This window comes from Tropicimonas sp. IMCC6043 (assembly GCF_004146235.1).
Lineage (GTDB): Bacteria > Pseudomonadota > Alphaproteobacteria > Rhodobacterales > Rhodobacteraceae > Tropicimonas.
In genome coordinates, this window is sequence record NZ_SELO01000020.1 from 59,817 (window position 1) to 79,543 (window position 19,727).

General features: G+C 66.0%; 19 protein-coding genes. 3 read left to right on the forward strand and 16 right to left on the reverse strand.

Annotation, left to right across the window (positions count from 1 at the left end; all coding sequences use genetic code 11):
* Nucleotides 1–41 precede the first annotated feature (41 nt).
* The 15 genes from EU800_RS16970 to acpS form a co-directional block, all read right to left on the reverse strand.
* Nucleotides 42–368 (reverse strand): DUF1491 family protein, encoded by a 327-nt coding sequence (locus EU800_RS16970; protein WP_129634214.1) that lies wholly within the window; start codon nucleotides 366–368, stop codon nucleotides 42–44.
* Nucleotides 365–1,273, reverse strand: coding sequence for a GTPase Era (era, locus tag EU800_RS16975; RefSeq protein ID WP_129634215.1), 909 nt, complete (start codon nucleotides 1,271–1,273; stop codon nucleotides 365–367). Before era ends, EU800_RS16970 begins: the two co-directional genes overlap by 4 nt.
* Before the next feature lie 191 nt (nucleotides 1,274–1,464).
* The gene (cydX, locus tag EU800_RS16980; protein ID WP_089230933.1) at nucleotides 1,465–1,575 is read right to left on the reverse strand and encodes a cytochrome bd-I oxidase subunit CydX; all 111 of its coding nucleotides are present in this window, start codon (nucleotides 1,573–1,575) and stop codon (nucleotides 1,465–1,467) included.
* A gap of 12 nt (nucleotides 1,576–1,587) precedes the next feature.
* Nucleotides 1,588–2,751, reverse strand: a complete 1,164-nt coding sequence (gene cydB, locus EU800_RS16985) for a cytochrome d ubiquinol oxidase subunit II (protein ID WP_129634216.1) — start codon at nucleotides 2,749–2,751, stop codon at nucleotides 1,588–1,590.
* 6 nt (nucleotides 2,752–2,757) lie between these two features.
* Nucleotides 2,758–4,368 carry a cytochrome ubiquinol oxidase subunit I gene (locus EU800_RS16990; RefSeq protein ID WP_129634217.1) on the reverse strand — a complete coding sequence of 537 codons (1,611 nt, stop codon included), beginning with the start codon at nucleotides 4,366–4,368 and terminating at the stop codon, nucleotides 2,758–2,760.
* A gap of 195 nt (nucleotides 4,369–4,563) precedes the next feature.
* Nucleotides 4,564–6,216 carry a thiol reductant ABC exporter subunit CydC gene (gene cydC, locus EU800_RS16995; protein ID WP_129634218.1) on the reverse strand — a complete coding sequence of 551 codons (1,653 nt, stop codon included), beginning with the start codon at nucleotides 6,214–6,216 and terminating at the stop codon, nucleotides 4,564–4,566.
* The gene (gene cydD / locus EU800_RS17000; protein ID WP_129634219.1) at nucleotides 6,213–7,910 is read right to left on the reverse strand and encodes a thiol reductant ABC exporter subunit CydD; all 1,698 of its coding nucleotides are present in this window, start codon (nucleotides 7,908–7,910) and stop codon (nucleotides 6,213–6,215) included. The genes cydC and cydD overlap by 4 nt, the downstream gene beginning before the upstream one ends.
* A 96-nt stretch (nucleotides 7,911–8,006) precedes the next feature.
* Nucleotides 8,007–8,858, reverse strand: a complete 852-nt coding sequence (locus EU800_RS17005) for an ABC transporter permease (RefSeq protein ID WP_129634220.1) — start codon at nucleotides 8,856–8,858, stop codon at nucleotides 8,007–8,009.
* A gap of 5 nt (nucleotides 8,859–8,863) precedes the next feature.
* Nucleotides 8,864–10,102, reverse strand: a complete 1,239-nt coding sequence (locus EU800_RS17010; RefSeq protein ID WP_129634221.1) for an ABC transporter permease — start codon at nucleotides 10,100–10,102, stop codon at nucleotides 8,864–8,866.
* 81 nt (nucleotides 10,103–10,183) lie between these two features.
* Complete coding sequence (locus tag EU800_RS17015; RefSeq protein WP_129634222.1) at nucleotides 10,184–11,242, reverse strand: ABC transporter substrate-binding protein; 1,059 nt, start codon at nucleotides 11,240–11,242, stop codon at nucleotides 10,184–10,186.
* A gap of 68 nt (nucleotides 11,243–11,310) precedes the next feature.
* The gene (locus EU800_RS17020) at nucleotides 11,311–12,405 is read right to left on the reverse strand and encodes an ABC transporter ATP-binding protein (RefSeq protein ID WP_129634223.1); all 1,095 of its coding nucleotides are present in this window, start codon (nucleotides 12,403–12,405) and stop codon (nucleotides 11,311–11,313) included.
* A gap of 461 nt (nucleotides 12,406–12,866) precedes the next feature.
* Nucleotides 12,867–14,459 carry an FMN-binding glutamate synthase family protein gene (locus EU800_RS17025; protein WP_129634224.1) on the reverse strand — a complete coding sequence of 531 codons (1,593 nt, stop codon included), beginning with the start codon at nucleotides 14,457–14,459 and terminating at the stop codon, nucleotides 12,867–12,869.
* A gap of 101 nt (nucleotides 14,460–14,560) precedes the next feature.
* Nucleotides 14,561–15,247, reverse strand: a complete 687-nt coding sequence (gene rnc / locus EU800_RS17030; RefSeq protein ID WP_129634225.1) for a ribonuclease III — start codon at nucleotides 15,245–15,247, stop codon at nucleotides 14,561–14,563.
* Nucleotides 15,244–16,020, reverse strand: coding sequence for a signal peptidase I (lepB, locus tag EU800_RS17035; RefSeq protein ID WP_129634226.1), 777 nt, complete (start codon nucleotides 16,018–16,020; stop codon nucleotides 15,244–15,246). Before lepB ends, rnc begins: the two co-directional genes overlap by 4 nt.
* 55 nt (nucleotides 16,021–16,075) lie before the next feature.
* Nucleotides 16,076–16,501: a holo-ACP synthase gene (acpS, locus tag EU800_RS17040; protein WP_129634227.1), complete on the reverse strand. Its 426-nt coding sequence runs from the start codon at nucleotides 16,499–16,501 to the stop codon at nucleotides 16,076–16,078.
* A 275-nt stretch (nucleotides 16,502–16,776) separates the two neighbouring features.
* On the opposite strand from acpS, the gene EU800_RS17045 reads away from it, so the two are divergent.
* Nucleotides 16,777–17,673 carry a LysR substrate-binding domain-containing protein gene (locus EU800_RS17045; protein ID WP_129634228.1) on the forward strand — a complete coding sequence of 299 codons (897 nt, stop codon included), beginning with the start codon at nucleotides 16,777–16,779 and terminating at the stop codon, nucleotides 17,671–17,673.
* An 18-nt stretch (nucleotides 17,674–17,691) separates the two neighbouring features.
* Here EU800_RS17045 and EU800_RS17050 read toward each other — a convergent pair whose 3' ends face one another.
* On the reverse strand, nucleotides 17,692–18,444 hold the full coding sequence (locus EU800_RS17050; RefSeq protein WP_129634229.1) for a pyridoxine 5'-phosphate synthase: 753 nt from the start codon (nucleotides 18,442–18,444) through the stop codon (nucleotides 17,692–17,694).
* Between the two features lie 137 nt (nucleotides 18,445–18,581).
* Here EU800_RS17050 and EU800_RS17055 point away from each other — a divergent pair, with 137 nt between their 5' ends.
* Complete coding sequence (locus EU800_RS17055; RefSeq protein ID WP_129634230.1) at nucleotides 18,582–19,151, forward strand: hypothetical protein; 570 nt, start codon at nucleotides 18,582–18,584, stop codon at nucleotides 19,149–19,151.
* Nucleotides 19,152–19,291: 140 nt separating this feature from the next.
* A partial coding sequence (locus EU800_RS17060; RefSeq protein WP_129634231.1) for a GTP-binding protein occupies nucleotides 19,292–19,727 on the forward strand: 436 nt, incomplete at its 3' end.

Below are 19,727 nucleotides of genomic sequence, written 5' to 3' on the forward strand. Positions count from 1 at the left end.
GCAGGTGGAACGCCGCGACCGCACGCGCCGGACGGACCGACTCAGCTCAGGCCGGGTTCGTCCAGCATGTGCCGCCCGTCGCGGCTTTCGACCTCGATGACCCATAGGTCCGGGTCCGTCCGCCGCTGACGCGCGATCAGCGCGTCGACATCGGCTTCTGCCCCCTCGGTCAGCAGATCCCAGGGCCGTGCGCCATCCATCGACATGACACGCTGGAAGACTTTCGCGGACCCGTCGAGCGGGTTGAGCTTGATCAGGATCGCGCCGGCCGTGTCGTCGCCATGGGCCACAACGAAGGCCGGGATCAGCTCCGTCTGAAGCCGCATCAGGTAGGCCTGAACCCAGAACCCGGCCGCGAGCCGACTCACGGGTTGCCGTCCCTGAAATTCAGTCCCATTTCGGAATAGCGCTCGGCCTCCTCGAGCCAGTTCGGCCGCACCTTCACCTGGAGAAAGAGATGCACCTTGCGGTCGAGGAACGCCTCGAGCTCGGCGCGGGCGGCCTGACCGATCGCCTTGATCGTCTCGCCCTTGCGGCCGAGCACGATCCCCTTGTGGCCGTCGCGGGCGACATAAACCACCTGGTCGATCCGCGCCGAACCGTCCTCGCGCTCCTGCCAGCTCTCGGTCTCGACGGTGAGCTGGTAGGGCAATTCCTCGTGCAGCCGGAGCGTCAGCTTCTCGCGCGTCATCTCGGCGGCGATCATCCGGAGCGGAAGGTCGGCGATCTGGTCCTCCGGATAGAGCCAGGGGCCTTCCGGCAACTCGGCGGCGAGCCAGGCGCGCAAGTCATCGACGCCATGGCCTTTCTCGGCAGAGATCATGAAGGTTTCGGCGAAGGGGAAAGCGTCGTTCATCGTCTTGGTGAGCGCCAGCAGCGCCTCGGACTTCACCCGGTCGATCTTGTTGATTGCCAGCGCCACCTTGCGCCCTTGCGCACGCTCCTCCAGCGCGTTGAGGATCGCCTGCACGCCCTCGGTCAACCCGCGATGCGCCTCGATCAGCAGGACGACGAGATCGGCATCGGCCGCGCCGCCCCAGGCCGCGGCCACCATCGCCCGGTCGAGCCGGCGGCGCGGGCGGAACAGGCCGGGCGTGTCGACGAAGACAAGCTGGCTCTCGCCCTCGATCGCCACGCCGCGGATGCGCGCGCGGGTGGTCTGGACCTTGTGGGTCACGATCGAAACCTTTGCGCCGACCATCCGGTTGAGGAGGGTCGATTTGCCCGCATTGGGCTCTCCGATCAGGGCGACGAAGCCACAACGTGTGCTCATGGAATTTCCTCGGAACTGAGGAGACGTGTCTAGCCGATCGCGGGCGCAGAGACCAGAGACGAGAAGTCCTGCCGTGCACGCTCCTCGACCTGCCGAAACTGGTCAGAACGCTGTGACACGAAAAGGGCCGGGGCGTCGCCACCCCGGCCAGGCACCACTCCAAGGTGAAGGGACACAAGGAGCTCGGGGGATCAGTCCTCTTCGGCGAGGGCGCGGTCCTCCTGCATCTCGACCCACATGGCGTTGAGAACAGCCAGTAGGGCGGCGAGCGGGAGGCCGAGGAGCCAGGCGAAATACCACATGTTTCGGTCCTCTCAGTAGACGGAGTCGGAATTGTCTTCGATCTCTTCCAGGGTGACCTTGCCCCAGAGCACGCGGTAGACCCAGGCGGTGTAGGCGAGGATCATCGGCATGAAGATCACCGTGGAGACGAGCATCACGAAGAGCGTCAGATGCGACGAGGAACTGTCCCACACGGTCAGCGAGGCATTCGGATCCACCGTCGAGGGCAGGATGAAGGGGAACATCGTCAGCCCCACCGTCGAGATCACGCCCGTGATGCCGAGCTTCGACCACAGGAGCGGCGCCACGTCGGACTGCCCCGACAGGCTCCGGGCCGCCATCAGGATGCCCAGAAAACCCATGACCGGCGCCACTGCAATCCAGGGGCGCCGGCCATAGGCGTCCAGCCAGCTGCCGCTCCGCTCAACCCCGGAGAGCAACGGGTTGGACGGACCATCGGTGACGATGCTACCGGAAATTGCGTAGCCGTCGATCCCGATGGCCAACCAGAGACCTGCAAGTGCGAACCCCGCCGCCGCGAGATAACCGAAGAGCGGGCCCATGCGGCGGGCGCGGGTCTCGACCATGCCGTCCGACTTGAGCGCAAGCCAGGCCGCGCCGTGCTGAAGCAGCATGAAGAACGACACCAGTCCGGCGAGCAGCGAGAACGGGTTCAGGAGGCCGAGGAACTTGGCGTAGAACGGGCCATCATACATCGGCATCAGGTCGGGCGTGAGGTGGAAGGGTACACCGACGAGGACATTGCCGACCGCCACGCCGAAGATCAGCGCCGGCACCGCGCCGCCGGCGAAGAGCGCCCAGTCCCAGGCCGACCGCCAGGCCCGGCTCTCGCGCTTCGAGCGGTATTTGAAGCCGGCGGGCCGCAGGATCAGCGCCGCCAGAACGGCGAACATGGCGAGGTAGAACCCCGAGAAGCTTACCGCATAGAGCGGTGGCCAGGCGGCGAAGATGGCGCCGCCGCCGAGGATAAACCAGACCTGGTTGCCTTCCCAGACCGGGCCCACAGTGTTGATCGCCTGCCGGCGCTCCAGGTCCGTCCGGGCCACGAAGGGCAGGAGCGCGCCGACTCCCATGTCGAAGCCGTCGGTCAGCGCGAAGCCGATCAGCAGCACGCCGAGCAGCAGCCACCAGATGACGCGAAGCGTGTCGAATGCGATGAGATCATGCAGAATCATGTCGGGTCACTCCGCAGGGGCTGCGCCGGGGACGTTGCCGTCATGCGTGCGCAGGCGGTGTTCGTGTCTGGCCATCCACTGGTCGGTTTCGGCGACGTCCATGTAGGGGCCCTTGCGGATGTATTTCAGCATAAGCCCCATCTCGATAACGAACAGGACCGAGTAGAAGGTCACGAAGCCGGCCAGCGTGATTGCAAGGTCGGCGACCGACAGGTGGCTCACCGACATCGCCGTCGGCAGCACCCCGTCCACCGTCCAGGGCTGGCGGCCGAATTCGGCGACAAACCAGCCGAGCTCGGCGGCGATCCACGGCGTTGGGATGATCAGCACCGCGAGCCAGAGCGCCGGCCGCGGGAAGGTCATGCCCTTCCAGTTGGCGCGGTAGAAGAAATAGATCATCACCCCGAGGAACCCGAAGCCGAACCCCACCATCAGGCGAAAGGCCCAGAAGAGCGGCCAGACCGTCGGCACAGTGTCGTTGGAGGCGAGCGCGATCTGGTGTTCTGTCGCCTCGCGCGGGTCGTCGACATAGCGCTTCAGCAGAAAGGCGTAGCCGAGATCGGCCGAGTGGTCCTCGAACTGCGTCCGGAGAGCGTCGGTCGCTTCGCCTCCGGCGGCGCGAAGCTGTTCCAGCGCGTCATAGGCGATGATACCGGACTTGATGCGCGCCTCGGCATTCTCCACCAGCTCGGCAATGCCGGGGATTTCCTGGGTCAGCGAGCGGGTGCCGATCAGCCCCATCACGTAGGGAATGTGGATGGCGTAATGGGTCTCCCGAGCCTGCATGTCCGGGAAGCCGACGAGCGTGAAGGAGGCCGGCGCCGGCTCGGTGTGCCACATGCCCTCGATGGCAGCGAGCTTCATCTTCTGGTTGTCGGTGGCCTCGTAGCCCGACTCGTCGCCCAGCACGATCACCGAGAGCGCCGAGGCGAGGCCGAAGGCGGCCGCGACCGCGATCGACCGCCGCGCGAGATCGACGTGACGTCCCTTCAGCAGATACCAGGCCGAAACGCCGAGCACGAAGACCGCGGCCGTCACGTAGCCCGCCGAGACGGTGTGAACGAATTTCGCCTGCGCCACCGGGTTGAACACCACGTCGTAGAAGGAGGTCATCTCCATGCGCATCGAGACCGGGTTGAAAGCGGCGCCGACAGGGTTCTGCATCCAGCCGTTGGCGATCAGGATCCAGAGCGCCGAGAAGTTGGAGCCGATGGCGACCAGCCAGGCGACGATGAGGTGGGCGCGTTTCGACAGCTTTTCCCAGCCAAAGAAGAAGAGCCCGACGAATGTTGCCTCCATGAAGAAGGCCATCAGCCCCTCGATGGCGAGCGGCGCGCCGAAGATGTCTCCGACATAGTGGCTGTAGTAGGACCAGTTCATCCCGAACTGGAACTCCATCGTGATGCCGGTGGCGACGCCGAGGACAAAGTTGATCCCGAAAAGCGTCCCCCAGAACTTGGTCATCTGCCGCCAGATCGGGCGGTTGGTCATCACGTAGACCGTCTCCATGATCGCCACGATGATCGAGAGGCCAAGCGTGAGCGGGACGAAGAGGAAGTGATACATGGCTGTCATCGCGAATTGCAGTCGCGACAACTCCACAATGTCGAGTTCCATGAAAATCTCCATGTCATAGGTGCGGTAAATATATATCGTTGATACCGCTTTTAAGGAGCTTGTGCACCGGAAGCGCTCCGGGGGACTTTGACACAGATCAAGGCGGAACAAAAATTGGAACGAGTCCAGATTCCGGGGATAGCGGGATCGGACACTCGCGCAAGCGCTGTGCTGAACCCCAGGCCGGAGGGAGCGTCAGGCCAGATCGAGGCGCCTGTCGGCCCAGTCGCGCTCGACCGGCCGATGTGCAGCCAGCAGGATCGCCGCTTCGGGGCAGGCGTGCCTGATGCCCGCGAGCACGCGTTCCGCGGTTGCGCGGTCGAGCCCTTCTGTCGGTTCGTCGAGAAGCAGGAGGCGCGGCGCGCGCAGCAGCACGCGCGCCAGTGCCAGCCGCCGCGCCTCGCCTCCTGAGAGCCCTTTGCCGCCCTCGCCGAGCTGCGCCGCGAGCCCGCCGATATCATCGACGACGCCATCGAGCGCGACCCGTTCCAGCGCGGTCTGAAGCTCCGCGTCGCTGGCCTCCGGGCGTGCGAGCCGAAGGTTCTCGGCGACCGTTCCGCCGATCAGGGCGGTTCGCTGGGGCAAGTAGCCCAGATACGCGCGCAGTTCCTGCTCGGGCCAGTCCGGGAGGGGCCGCCCCCCGATCCGGACGCTGCCGGCGACCGGAGGGACGAGACCGGCGACCGCGTCGAGCACAGTGGTCTTGCCGATGCCGGAGCGGCCAGTGAGGGCCAGGCACTCGCCGCTCGCGATCGAGAACCGGAGCTCGCTCAAGACGGGCGGGGCGCCACTTTTTGCGGTGACAGCGAGATGCGCGACTTCCAGATGGCCGGGCGTCAGCGCAAGCGCCGGGGCGGGAGGGATGGTGGACATAGGCGCGGTGTCGAGCTGGCGGGTGATCCGGCGGGCGGCGTCGCGCATGCCGCCGAGCTCGGCGACCCCGCGGCGGAGCGGCGCCAGGGTCTCGGCCAGCGCCAGCGTTGCAAAGAAGCCGAGCGCGGCGCGCGGCGGCGACAGCAGGCCGGCCCGCGCGAGTTCCGCGCCGAGGAGCAGCGCACCGGCGGTTGCGAGGCTCGCGGCAATCGCGGCAACCGCGCCGGCGCGGCGCTCGGTGGCGGCCATGTCGAGCGCGGCGGCGCGTGCGCGTGAATCGGCGGCGAGCACATCGGCCTGAAAGCGTGCGTGCTGGCCGGAAAAGGCCAAAATGGCCCGGCCGCGCAGAAGGTCGATCAGCCTGACCCGGAAGGCGCGCGCTGCGGCGCCGGCGCGGCGCGACGGGCGGTCCGAGCGGCGTGCGGCCCAAACGAGCGCGCCGATTGCGCCGATGGCGAAGGAGCCCACCGACCAGAGAGCGACCGAGAGCGTCACGAGGCGTGCGAGCAGGATACAGGCGCCCGCGAGGGTCACGCCGCCCGCGAGGATGGGCAGAACGAGGCGCAGGGCAATACCGTCGAGCGCATCGACGTCGGCCGTGAGCCGGTTCAGTCCCTGCGAACCGCGCAGCCGGCCGGTCTCGCCGAAAGGCGCATGGATCAGCCCGGCGAGCAGGCGGATGCGCAGCCGGGCCAGCGCGCGCAGGGTGGCGTCATGGGTCAGCAGGCGCTCGCCATAGCGTGCGGCCGTGCGGCCAAGGGCGAGGAAGCGCACGGCGGCGGAGGGGCGGAACACGTCGAAGACCGCTCCCAGCCCGGCAAGCCCGGCCGCGCCGGCGGCGGCGATGAACCAGCCGGACAGTCCGAGCAGCGCGATCCCCATGCCAAGGACGGTAATGGCCAGCGCCGCGCCGCGCAGCAGCGCGCGGCGTTCGTCGCGCCAGATCAGAGCAAGGATGGACCGGAGCGCCGTCATTGTCGCACCTCCAGTATCACCTGCCGGTCAAGTCGGGCGGCGAGGTCGGGATCGTGGGTGGCAACCAGCAGCGAAGCGCCGTCCTCCACGAGGCGCAGGAGCCCACGCGCGACTGCGCCGGCCGTCTCGGCATCGAGATTGGCAGTCGGCTCGTCGGCCAGAACGAGCGCGGGGCGTGCCAGAGCGGCCCGCGCGACCATCAGCCGCCGCGCCTCGCCGCCCGAGACGCCCGTGCCGGTCTCGCCGAGACGGGTCAGCAATCCGCGGGGCAGGCGGGCGACGACGTCACCGGCATTGGCGGTCGCGAGCGCGGTGACGATCGCGTCATCCGACGCTTCGGGAGCGGACATGCGCAGGTTCGCTCGGAGCGACGCGGCGAAGAAGTGTGGCGTCTGCGGCACCCAGCCGATGCGGCGGCGCCAGTCGCCCGCCGTGGTCGCGTCGAGCGGCCGGCCGTCCACCCAGATCGTGCCCTGCGCCACCGGCACCAGCCCGGCGATGGCCGCGAGCAGGGTCGACTTGCCGCGCCCGCTCGCCCCCACCAGCGCCAGGGTCTCGCCGCGGCGAAGGGTCAGGTTGGGGAAGGTCAGGTGCGTGCCGGGCGAGAGCGCCACCGTGAGGCCACGGGTTCTGAGGATGTCGTCGCCACTCGCGAGCACGCGCGGGAGAGCGGCCGGGGCGTCTAGGCCCAGGATCTGCATGGGTTGCTGCGCCTCGATCTCGGTGAGATCCCGCGCCACCGCCTCCGCCGCGGCCCTGTCGTGCCAGGCGGCGGCAAGATCGCGCAGCGGTTGAAAGAAATCGGGCGCGAGCAGGAGAAGGAACATGCCGGCGCTCGGGGCCAATGGCTCGCCCCAGGCACCGAAAGCGAGTGTGCCAAGCAGAGAGAAGCCGACATAGACTGCGACCATCGCCACGCCGAGCGCCGAGAAAAGCTCCAGCACGGTCGAGGACAGGAAGGCGATGCGCAACACCTCCATGGTTTTTGAGCGCAGCGCCTCGGCGCGGGTCGCGAAATCGGCAGTGACGGTGTCTCCGGCGTCGAGCAGGCGAATGTCGACGAGCGCCTGGAGACGGTCGAGCAACAGGTCGTTCAGGCTGCCGATCTCGTCCATTTGCCGCTCGCTCGCCTCGCGTGCCGCGTAGCCGACGAGCGCCATGAAGACCGGGATCAGCGGCCCGGCGACGAGCAGGATCAGCGCCGCGATCCAGGAGTGCCAGGCGGTGAGCGCAAGCAACACCGGCGGCAGCACCGCTGTGCGCAGTTGCGCCGGGCGGTAGCGAGTGAGGTAGGGTGAGAGGGCGGCGAGCTTCTCGCCGGCGAGCGCGGCGATCTCGGCCGAGCTCGGGCCCGAGGCGACCGGAGATCGGCACGCCTCGCGGCGGACAAGGGCGGCGCGTTCGCGGGCCAGAACCTCGTCGGCAGCCTCGGAAAGGATCCTGTCCGCACGCTCCTGCAAAACCGCGCGCAAGATGCCGAGCAGGGCGAAGCCACCGGCCGTTGCGATGGCAAACAGGCGCTCTGCCGTGCCCTGGATCAGCGCGGCGAGCAGCCAGGCCGCGAGCGCCGCCTGTCCCGGCCAGAGGAGCCCCGCGGCGACCGAGATCCAGCCACCGAGGTCGAGGCGCCCTGCGACTGGTGCCACGGCCAGCTTCAACCGGTCCCGGACCCGATCCTGTTCGGTTCCGCTCATCGCTCCGCCATTAAGGTTTCTTTGAGATATGCCTTATCGCATTTTCAGCGAGGCGTCCTGATCTGGATCAAGCGGGCGGCGCCTAAACCCGGGCTCTCAGACCTCGGCACCGCGCAGTCGTTCGGAGCGCCGGCGCAGGAATTCCAGCGTCATCAGCAGGGCGATCGAGATGCCGATCAGCAGGGTGGCGACGGCGAGGATGGTCGGGTTGATCTGCTCGCGCAGGCCCGAGAACATCTGTCGCGGGATGGTGCGCTGCTGCGGTCCTGCGAGGAAGAGCACGAGCACGACCTCGTCGAAGGAGGTGACGAAGGCGAAGAGCCCGCCGGAGATCACGCCGGGGCGAATGAGCGGGATCACCACGTCCCAATAGACCTTGACCGGCCGCGCGCCCATCGACAGCCCGGCATAGTAGAGCGAGCGGTCGAAGCCGGTGAGCGTCGCCGTCACGGTGATGATGACGAAGGGAACCCCGAGCGCGGCATGGGCGATGATCAGGCCGGCATAGCTCCCCACGAGGTTGAACCGAGTGTAGAAGAAGAACATGCCGGCGGCGACGATGACGAGCGGCACGATCATCGGCGAGAGCAGGAAGGCGGTGATCAGCCGCTTGAAGGGCATGACGGGGCTCGAGAGGCCGACGGCGGCCACGGTGCCGAGCAAGGTTGCGATGGCGGCGGCCGCAAAACCGATGATGAAGCTGTTCTTGATCGCCAGGAGCCACTTTGGTTCGGTAAAGATCTCTGCATACCAGCGGGTGGAATAGGCCGCGGGATCTAGCTCGAGCATGCCTTCGGTGAAGGAGAAATAGGGCTCGGTGTTGAAGCTGAGCGGGACGATGATGACGATCGGCAGCATCAGGAAGGCCAGCACCGCCCAGGCCAGGAACTTGAGCCCGTAATGGCCGAGAATGTGCCAGATGGTGAAATAGGCGGGCAGGTGTTTCATGTGCCTTATCCCAGCTTGATGTTGCCCGCGCCGACGAAACGGTCGTAGACCCAGTAGAGCAGCAGGATCATCGCCAGGAGCAGCGAGCCGAGCGCGGCGGCAAGCTCCCAGTTGTTCGACTGCTGCATGTGGAAGGCGATGATGTTGGAGATCATCTGACCGTCGGTGCCGCCGACGAGCGCCGGGGTGATGTAGTAGCCAACCGAGATGATGAAGACGAGCAGCGCGCCGGCGGAGAGGCCGGGCAGGGTCATCGGCAGGTAGACCCGCAGGAAGGCCGGGATCGGGCGCGCGCCCATCGACATCGCGGCGCGCATGAAGCTCGGGTCGATCCCCTTCATGACGCTGAAGAGCGGCAGGATCATGAAGGGCAGAAGGATGTGGGTCATGGCGATGATGGTCGAGAACTGCGTGTAGAGCATCTCGATCGGCGACCGGATGATGCCGGCGCCCATCAGCGTCGAATTGACCACGCCGTTGGTCTGCAGCAGCGCGATCCAGGAGGTCGTGCGCACGAGGAGCGAGGTCCAGAAGGGCAGGAGCACGAAGACCATCAGCATGTTGGACGTCGCCGACGGGGCATTGGCGAGGTAGAAGGCGAGCGGGTAGCCCAGGATCAGCGTCAGGACCGTGATGATCAGCGCCATCTTCAGCGTCTTCGTGTAGAGGTCGACATAGATCTTGGCCCCTTCCCGGGCTTGGATTGCGCCGTCGTCGCCTTGTTCGAGATCGAGCGCGGTCAGGAAGTATTGCGTCGTGTAGACCTCGCCGGCCTTGACGATGCCCTTCCAGATCTCGGCGTCGCCCCAGGCCGCGTCGGCGTCGGTGAGCAGCGCGCCGCCATTCGTTGCGATCTCCGCATCGTCGGCGCGCGGCATCGCGCGCGCGGTGGACTTGACGACGCTCGAGGTTCCCGGAACGAGGCGGTTGATCTCCTCGGCGAGCTTGCCCGACAGGCGCTCGTTCGCCAGCCGCTTCATGTCCGCCGCCATCACGTTTCGCGCGTTATCCGGCGGCAGGCCCTTTCCGTCCCACGCCTCGAGCGAGGCGAGCGTCTCCGGGATCAGTTCGGCCACCGTCGGGTGATGAAAACTGCGCACCAGCATCGTCGCGATCGGTGCGGCGAAGGTAAAGAGGAGGAATAGGAGCAGCGGCGCCACGAAGAGGAAGGCTGCAAGCTTGCGGCCGCGGAGTTCACTCCGGGCGAACCGGGCATCTTCGGCCGAGAGGGCGGTGTCGGGCATGAACGGATCCGCTGTGATTTCCGGTGTTGCCGCGCGCGCCCCTGACGGGCGCGCGCGGCAGGCATGCTTGAGGCGGTCAGATCACTTCAGCAGCCATTCGTTGAAGGCTTCGCCGAGGCTCTCGCCATAGTCGGCCCAGAAGATGCCGTCGGCCTTCAGGCCCTCGTCGACATGCGCGGAGGGAAGGCTGTCGTTGATCGAGGAATCCACGTAGGCGTCCGAGGATTTTCGCGTCGGGCCGTAGGCCACGTCGATCATGCCGGCGAGCGGCTTCGAGGAGGTCGCGAACTTGATGAAGTCCCAGGCGATGTCCTTCTTGGGCGAGCCCTTGAGGATCGACCAGACGTCGAGATCGTAGACCTGCGCGTCCCAGACGATCTTGAACGGCTTGCCGTCATCGGCGATGGCGGCGTAGATGCGGCCGTTGGCCGACTGCACCAACGAGGCGCCACCGTCGTTCAACAACTGGGGCGCCTGGGACCAGGAGTCGAACCAGACAATGTCGTCCTTGATCGTGTCGAGCTTGGCGAAGGCGCGGGCCTGGCCCTCTTCGGTCGCCAGGACGTCATAGACTTCGTCCTTCGACACGCCGTCGGCGATCAGCGCCCATTCCATGTTCACCTGCGGCCGCTTGCGCATGGCGCGCTTGCCGGGGAATTTCTCGAGGTCGAAGAAGTCGGCGATCATTGTCGGCGCTTCGCCCTCGGTCTCCGTGTTGTAGGCGAAGATGACCGACCAGACGATCACACCCACGCCGCACTCGCTCTCGAGCGCGGAGGGGATGAAGTCGTCGGCCGCGGGTGTGCCGTCGTCACCATCGGGCAGGTCGGAATGGTCGAGCACTTCGAGCAGGCCCTCGGAACAGGCGCGCTCGAGGTCGATCACCTCGATGTCGACCGCATCCCACTGGATGTTGCCGGCTTCGACCTGCGCCTTCATCTCGGCGACGCCGCCGGAATAATCCTCGAACAACACTTCGTTGCCGGTCATCTCGACCCAAGGGTCGACCATGTGCTTCTTCTGCGCCGCGCCATAGGCGCCGCCCCAGGATACGAGCGTCACGCTCTCGGCCTGGGCGACGCCACCGAGTGCCAGCATCATTGCTGTAGCACCAGCAAGCAGTCTGGATGTTCTTTTCATATAGTTTTCTCCTGTTGGTCTGTGGGTCGGGCACTTGGCGACCCGGACCCGGCTTGACCGCCGTTCCGTCACGCGGGAAAGGCGATGCAATCCTTGGAAGTCCAGACCAGCGAGGTCTGCTCCCCCTGTTTCAGTTCGGGCGCAGCGAGGTCGTTGAGGAACTTGATGTTGATCTCGCCGCCGCCCGCGAGGCGGAAGTAATAGCGAATGAAATCGCCGACATAGTAATGGGTGACATGGGTCACCCGGACCTCGTTGTCATGCGCGTGGTGCTCCTCCGGCAGGAAGAGCTTCTCGGGGCGCACCGAGACGCGGCAGCGCCCGCCGGCTTCTAGCCCGCTCGCCGCAAAGGCCAGGATCGTGCCGTCCTCTGGCAGTTGCACCTCGGCCATGCCGTCCGTAATCGAGTTGACCCTGCCGTTGATGAAATTGTTCTCGCCGATGAAGTCCGCGACGAAGGAGTTGCTGGGCCTCTCGTAGAGCTCGGCCGGGGCGGCGCATTGCTGCACCACGCCGTCATTGAAGACGGCGATGCGCGTCGACATCGACAGCGCCTCGGTTTGGTCGTGGGTCACGTAGACCACGGTGAACCCAAGCTTCTCGTGCAGCCGCGTGATCTCGTATTGCATTTGCTCGCGCAGCTTCTTGTCGAGCGCGCCGAGCGGTTCGTCCATGAGGATCAACGAAGGCTCGAAGATCAGTGCCCGCGCCAGCGCCACACGCTGGCGCTGGCCGCCCGAGAGCTGGCCAGGGTAGCGGCTGCGGAAGTCGCGGAGCTCGACGAGGCTGAGATACTCGTCGACCCGGTTGGTGACATCCGAGCGGCTCATCTTGCGGACCTGCAGCGGGTAGGCGAGGTTCTCGGCAATGGTCATGTGCGGGAACAGCGCGTAGTTCTGGAACACCATGCCGATATTGCGCTTGTAGGGCGCGGTGCGCGTGATCGATCGGCCGGCGATCGAGATGTCGCCGCTGGTGACGCCTTCGAACCCGGCCAGCATCATCAGCACGGTGGACTTGCCGGAACCCGACGGTCCGAGCAGGGTCAGGAACTCGCCTTCGGCGACATCCAGGCTGAAATCCTTAACGACGAGGGTCTTCTGGTCGTAGCTCTTCTTGACGTTGTCGAATTTGAGAAACGCGTCGCTGGTATCCAGAGGCATCCCCGCTCCATCTTCCTTAGGGTCTCGAGCCTGTCCGGCCTTGGCCGTGGGCAGTCGCTTTCATTGCATGATAGGGTGTCAACAATGGCGGCGGAGGCAATCCGCGGCGCCTTCGGCGACATTTCGGCCAGGGGCGGTGTCAGGACCGACGCAGGCCTCGGAACGCGCGGTCCGCATGTGTGAACATCGCCGCAGCGCAACCACCGGAAATCGCGCGACATCGAAAGAAATCAATATATAACAGCATTTTGGTGTCCTCCCCGTCTGTTCCGGTTCGCCGCTTTCTGCGGCTTGGGCGCTCCATTTGAGCTGGGCGCCATGCTCTGTTCGCGCGCCGTGAGGCGTCTTTGCATATCGGTCTTGCTGCTGAAAATTTACCCGTTTTCGCTACAAAGTATAGCTTTTGCTTAACGTATTGGCGAAGAATCGGTTGCGGGGGCGGGGAATCATTCCGTCCGGGGCTACACGGCCTCGGTAAAAGACCCCGATTGCGCGCGCTTCCAGTATTTCGCGAAGGCCGGGTGGATCGACTCGCTGGTCAGCAGGTCGCCGGGCTCGAGCCAGGCGTACTGGCTGGCAGCGGACCGCGCCTCGCGGCTGCTGACCCGGATGACGAGGTGGTGCGGCGTGAACTCTCGCGGGTGCGACAGGCCGGAGGATTCGACCGCCTCCTTCAGCGCGACCATCGTGTTTCTGTGGAAATTCGCCACTCGCGTGCTCTTGTCTTCGATCACCAGGGCCTTGTAGCGGCCGCGGTCCTGGGTCGTCACTCCGGTCGGGCATTTGCCGGTGTGGCACACCTGCGCCTGGATGCAGCCGAGCGCGAACATGAAGCCCCGGGCGATGTTGCAGCTATCCGCGCCAAGGGCGAAGACCCGGCACATGTCGAAGGCGCTGATCAGCTTGCCCGACCCGACCAACCGGATCCGGTCCCGGATGTCGAGCCCGGTGAGCGTGTTGTGGACCAGCATCAGCCCTTCGCGGAGCGGTGCCCCCTTGTGGTCGGCAAACTCCGCCGGCGCGGCGCCCGTTCCACCTTCCGCCCCGTCGATGGTGATGAAATCCGGGTAGGTCCCGCTCTCCTTCATCGCCTTGGCGATGGCGAACCACTCCCAGGGGTGCCCGACGCAGAGCTTGAACCCCACGGGCTTGCCGTCCGACAACCGCCGGAGCGTTGCGACGAACTCGCAGAGTTCGAGCGGCGTTGAAAAGGCGGAATGCGCGCTCGGGCTGATGCAGTCCACGCCCTCCTCGATACCGCGCGCCTCGGCGATCTCGCGGCTCACCTTGGCGCCGAGCAACATGCCGCCATGGCCGGGTTTTGCGCCCTGCGAGAGCTTGATCTCAATCATCTTCACCTGGTCGTCCGCGGCGACCTCGGCAAACTTTTCCGGATCAAAGGCGCCATCCTTGGTGCGGCACCCGAAATAGCCGCTGCCGATCTGCCAGATCAGGTCGCCGCCATGGATGCGGTGAAACCGGGAGATCGAGCCCTCGCCGGTGGTGTGAGCAAATCCGCCGGCCTTCGCGCCCTTGTTCAGGGCCTCGATGGCATTCGGCGACAAGGCTCCATAGGACATCCCTGAAATGTTCAGCACCGACCCTTCGTAGGGTTTCGTGCAGTCCGGACCACCAAAGGTGATGGTGAATGGCGCGTCGGGCAGGTGTTTCGGCGCGACCGAATGATTGATCCATTCGTGCCCGATGTCATTCACGTTGCGCAGCGTGCCGAACGGTCGAACCCCTTCCATCCCCTTCGCGCGGCGGTAGACCAGCGCGCGCTGCTCCCGGGAAAACGGCGTTTCCTCGTGGTCGCTTTCCAGGAAGTACTGCCGGATCTCCGGCCGGAAATGTTCGAAGAGGAACCGCAGCCGGGCGACGATCGGGTAGTTCTTGCGAACAGCGCTCCTTGTCTGAAAGAAGTCGTATAGCCCGACCGCGGAGAGTAATACGGCCACGCTGGAAATCGCGCCGCCCCAGAACGGCAACGGTCCGGCAAGTACAAGACCCAGCGGAACCATCAGCACCGCGATCACCAGAGGCACATAGCGCATGGCACCCTCCCAATTGACCTTTGGTACCACATCGTCATGGGTTGGCGTCAAGCCGCGCGTCTCGATGGTTCCCGCGCTCAGGTAACAGGTGTCTGGCGCGGCTACGCCTGGCTTTCGAGCCGCGCGAGCAGGGTGCGCGCTGCCGCCTGCTCGGCTTGCCGTTTCGATCCGGCCGTGGCGCAGGCCTCCGCGCCATCTCTGAGCCGGGCGCAGATGGTGAAGACCGGCGCGTGGTCAGGGCCTTGCCGGGCGGTTTCGATATAGTCGGGCGGTGGCATGCCGCGCGCCTGCGCCCATTCCTGGAGCGCCGTCTTGGGGTCACGGGCAAGTTCCTCGGCGGTCTCGATCCGGCCGCCCCAGAGCCGCAGCACCACGGGCTTCGCGGCTTCGAACCCTCCGTCGAGATAGATCGCTGCGATCACCGCTTCCATCGCGTCGCCCAGAAGGGCGTTCTTCCGCCGCCCGCCCGACATCATCTCGGAACGTCCCAGCTTCAGCGCCGCGCCGAGATCGATCTGGCGGGCGACGTCGGCGCAGGTCTCCTTGCGCACCAACACATTGTAGCGCGGCGCGAGCTGGCCCTCATCGGCCAGCCTGTCCAGCAGGAACAGCGCCTCGGCAATGACGAGGTTCAGCACCCGGTCGCCGAGGAACTCGAGCCGCTGGTTGGAGGGGCGGGTTTCGGTGGCGATCGAGGGATGCGTCAGCGCGCGGGCAAGCAGCTCGGGCCTGCGGAACTGGTATCCGAGCCGGTCCTGGAGCGTTCTTGCCTCGGCTGACAGCCTCAATCGATCCTCTTGAAGAAACGGTCCGGCCGCCAGGTCCAGACGAAGAAGAGCGACTTTCCGGCCGAGGAGAACATCACCCGGTCGGCGCGGCCGATCAGGTTCTCCGCCGGCACGAAGCCGACGCCGCGGGCGAGCTGGTTCACCCGGCTGTCGGTGGAGTTGTCGCGGTTGTCGCCCATGAAGAAGTAATGTCCTTCGGGGACGGTGAAGATCGGCGTGTTGTCGGTCGGCCCGTTGCCGACGTCGAGTATCGAATGCGAGACTCCATTCGGCAGGGTCTCGATAAATTTCTGTTTCTCGCACACGCCGCCCTGGCCCACCGGGCCATTGGCGCAGCGCGGCAGCAAGCCTTGCGGACCCTGCGGCTCCATGGTCTCGACAAAAACTCCGTCCGGCACCAGCTCGACCGGCTCGTCATTGATGTAGAGCACACCGTTCTGCATCTGCACCCGGTCTCCCGGCAGGCCGATCAGCCGCTTGATGAAATCGGAATTGGACACTGGGTGACGAAACACCACGACATCGCCGCGCTCGGGTTCCGAGTCGAGGATACGGCCGTTGAACGGGCAGAGGCCGAAGGGGCAGGAATAGCGCGAATAGCCGTAGGCCATCTTGTTGACGAAAAGGAAGTCGCCGATCAGCAGCGTGTCCTTCATCGAGCCGGAGGGGATCCAGAACGGCTGGAAGAAGAGCGTGCGGAACACGCCCGCTATTAGCAGCGCGTAGACCACTGTCTTGATCGTCTCGACGATCCCGTCCTTGGCGTCTTCCATGCTCGTCCTCTCGGGGTTTTTCGTGGCGGCTACATGAGCGCGGGGCGGCGGGGTGTCAAGCGCCGCTCTCGTGCGCCGCGGCGGGCAGCGGCCGCGCCTCGATCACCACGAAGGCCTGCGCCCAGGGGTGATCGTCGGTCAGCGTGACATGGATGATCGCCTCGTGGCCGGGCGGGGTCATGTCGGCCAGCCGCTCGGCCGCCCAGCCGGTCACCTGCATGACGGGCTGGCCGGTGTGGAGATTGGAAACCGCCATGTCCTTCCAGGAGATGCCCATGCGGAGCCCGGTGCCGAGCGCCTTGGAGCACGCCTCCTTGGCCGCCCACCGCTTGGCATAGGTGCCGGCGGTGTCGCGCCGACGCTCGGCCTTGCGCTGCTCGGTCTCGGAGAAAACACGGTTGCGGAAACGGTCGCCGAACCGCTCCAGCGTGTCGGCGATGCGCTCGATATTTGCAAGATCGGTGCCGATGCCGAGGATCATGGCCCTTGGTGCGCCAAGCCGGCGGCGCGGTCAACCGCTGTAGCAATTATCCTGGAACGGCGCGGGGCGGGGCATCGGCAGGTCCGCAAGCTCGCGCGGTGTCAGATGGCGCAGAGCAGGATGATCGAGCGGGTCAGGTGGCGGCATCGACGGTGCGAGGCGAGGTCGCCATGAGTTGAGGAATTCTGCAAGTAGATGTTTCATGCCTGAAGACGTGACACTAGAAACATCGATTGTATAACGAAAGAACCTGAGTATGAGTTTAGAAAAACTATATGGCTGATCTCAATCGCCTGCCTCTTTCCGGGCTCCGTGCGGTCGAGGTCGTCGCACGTCGGGGATCACTCGGCGCCGCGGCGATGGAGCTCGGCGTGACGCCGGGCGCCGTCAGCCAGCAGGTGTTGCGCGTCGAACGGATATTCGGCGCGTCGCTCTTTGAGCGTGGCCCGGCCGGAATGACGCCAACCGCGCTGGGGGCCGAGGTGGCGCGGGACCTGTCGGCGGGCTTCGCGCGGATTGCGGCCGCGGTCGGCCGCGGGTTCGACAGGTCCGAGGCCCGCCTCACCCTGTCGGTGCCGCCGCTTTTCGGCGCGCGCTGGCTTGTGCACCGTCTGGCCGGGTTCACCGCGGCTCAGCCCGGCGTGCAGGTGCGGCTGCAGGCGGAGTCCGATTTCGTCAACCCGGACGCCTCCGACGTCGATCTGTGCATCCGGATCGGGCGCGGCAACTGGCCTGGAGTGACGGCCGAGCGGCTCTTCGAGCACCGGCTGTTTCCCGTCTGCTCGGTGCGTGACGCCGCGAGGTTGAAAGTGCCGGCCGACCTCGCCGGAATGCCGGCCATCCGGGATGCCCACGCGATGGTCGACTGGTCCATGTGGCTCGACGCGGAGGGCCTGTCGGAGGAGATCCTCGGCGAGGGGCCGGTTTTCTCCGATGCCGGGCTTTGCATGGATTCGGCAATGAGCGGTGCCGGCGTCTTCCTGGCCTGGGAGACGCTGGCCCATGATCAGCTGGCGATCGGCAACCTTGCCGAGCCCTTCCCCGGCCGACGCCGCGCTTCGGGCTTCAGCTACTGGCTGATCTCGGGCGCCGAGGGGCCGCGCACTGCCCCTCAGCGTGCTTTCCGGCGCTGGCTGAAAAAGGAACTCGCCGCCAGCGGGTTGGACGGATGAACCTTTTCGCCCTGCTGGTCACGCCCGCGCTTCGTCCATCAGCGCCCGCATCCGACGGATCGAGGCGTCGAGCCCGACGAAGATCGCCTCGCCGATGAGATAATGGCCGATATTGAGCTCCATGACTTCCGGGAAGGCCGCGACCGGCTTGACGGTCTCATAGGTCAGCCCGTGGCCGGCATGGACCTCGAGCCCCAGAGAATGCGCGAAGGTCGACATCTCGCGCAGGCGCTCAAGCTCTGCGTCGCGATCCGCGAAGCGTCCCTCGGCGTGGGCGTCGCAATAGGCACCCGTGTGCAACTCGACAACAGCCGCTCCGATCCGGTGCGCCGCCTCGATCTGGCGCGCGTCGGCGGCGATGAAGATCGACACACGGCAACCCGCGTCCCGGAGCGGCGCAATGAAATGGGCCAGCCGATTCTCGTCCTGCGCCACCTCGAGCCCGCCCTCGGTGGTCCGCTCTTCGCGCTTCTCGGGAACGATGCAGACCGCATGCGGCTTGTGGCGCAGGGCGATTGCCTGCATCTCCGGCGTCGCCGCCATCTCGAGGTTGAGCGGCACGGTGAGTTCGGCCGAGAGCGCATCGATATCGGCATCGCTGATGTGCCGGCGGTCCTCGCGCAGATGCGCGGTGATGCCGTCGGCACCGGCAGCCTCGGCGACCCGCGCCGCGCGCAGCGGCTCGGGCACGCCGCCGCCCCGGGCGTTGCGGACGGTTGCCACGTGATCGATATTCACACCCAGCCTCAGGTGGCCAACGTAGTCATTCATCGGAAACTCCCCTGTTGCCTGCCAGACATACATCCGCGTCCGCGGGAGCGAAAGCCATGGCGGCGGGCGGCTGCGATTGCACCGGGCGGCGCCCTCCGGTAAGCCGGAGGACGACCCGGAACCAGACGAGCCGAGAGATGATCCGCCAGACCCGCCGCCTTTTTGCCGCCGCCTGCCTTGCCACGCTCGCCGCCTGCGCCGACCAGACGCCAGTTTCCCAGCAGCCGGTCGAGCCGCTGGGCGAGTTTCAGCTCGTGCACAACATCGTGACGGTCAACAACATCCAGAAGGTCGAACCCTCTCGCAACATTGACCCCGAGGATTGGGACAATGCGGTGACCGAGGCGATCCAGGCTCGGCTCGGCCGATATCAGGGCAGCCAGCTTTACCACCTCGGGGTGAATATCCTCGGCTATTCGGTGGCGGTGCCGGGCATTCCGCTGGTGCTGGCGCCGAAATCCGTTGTGGTGGTCGAGGCGACGGTCTGGGACAACCACGCGGGCGGCAAGATCAACCAGAAGCCCAAGCAATTCACCGTCTTCGAATCCGTGAGCCCCGACCTCTTCATCGGCTCGGGCCTCACCAAAACGAAGGACGAGCAGGTCGCCAACCTCGCCGCCAATATCGCGCTGCAGATCGAGGACTGGCTGCGCGAGAACGAGGAATGGTTCGCGAAACGGCCCGATACCGAAGTGCCGACCGAGTAACGCCTATCCAGCGAATGAAATCGGCGTGCGCAGCGCCATGAATCGCCGGAAGGTGCTTGATTTCCGTCGCCAATCACTCTACCTCGCGCGCGATGAAAACGGGCCGCAGGTTGCCCCCCAAGGACGAGGCGCCACGAGATATGGCAAAGGAAAAATTCGCACGCACGAAGCCGCACGTGAACGTTGGCACGATTGGTCACGTTGACCACGGGAAGACGACGCTGACGGCGGCGATCACGAAGTATTTCGGGGAGTTCCGGGCCTACGACCAGATCGACGGTGCGCCGGAGGAGAAGGCGCGCGGGATCACGATCTCGACGGCGCATGTGGAATACGAGACGCCGGCGCGTCACTACGCGCATGTCGACTGCCCCGGCCACGCGGACTACGTGAAGAACATGATCACGGGCGCGGCGCAGATGGACGGCGCGATCCTGGTCGTCTCGGCGGCCGATGGCCCGATGCCGCAGACCCGCGAGCACATCCTGCTCGCCTACCAGGTCGGCGTTCCGGCGATGGTTGTCTACATGAACAAGGTGGACCAGGTCGATGACGAGGAACTCCTCGAGCTCGTCG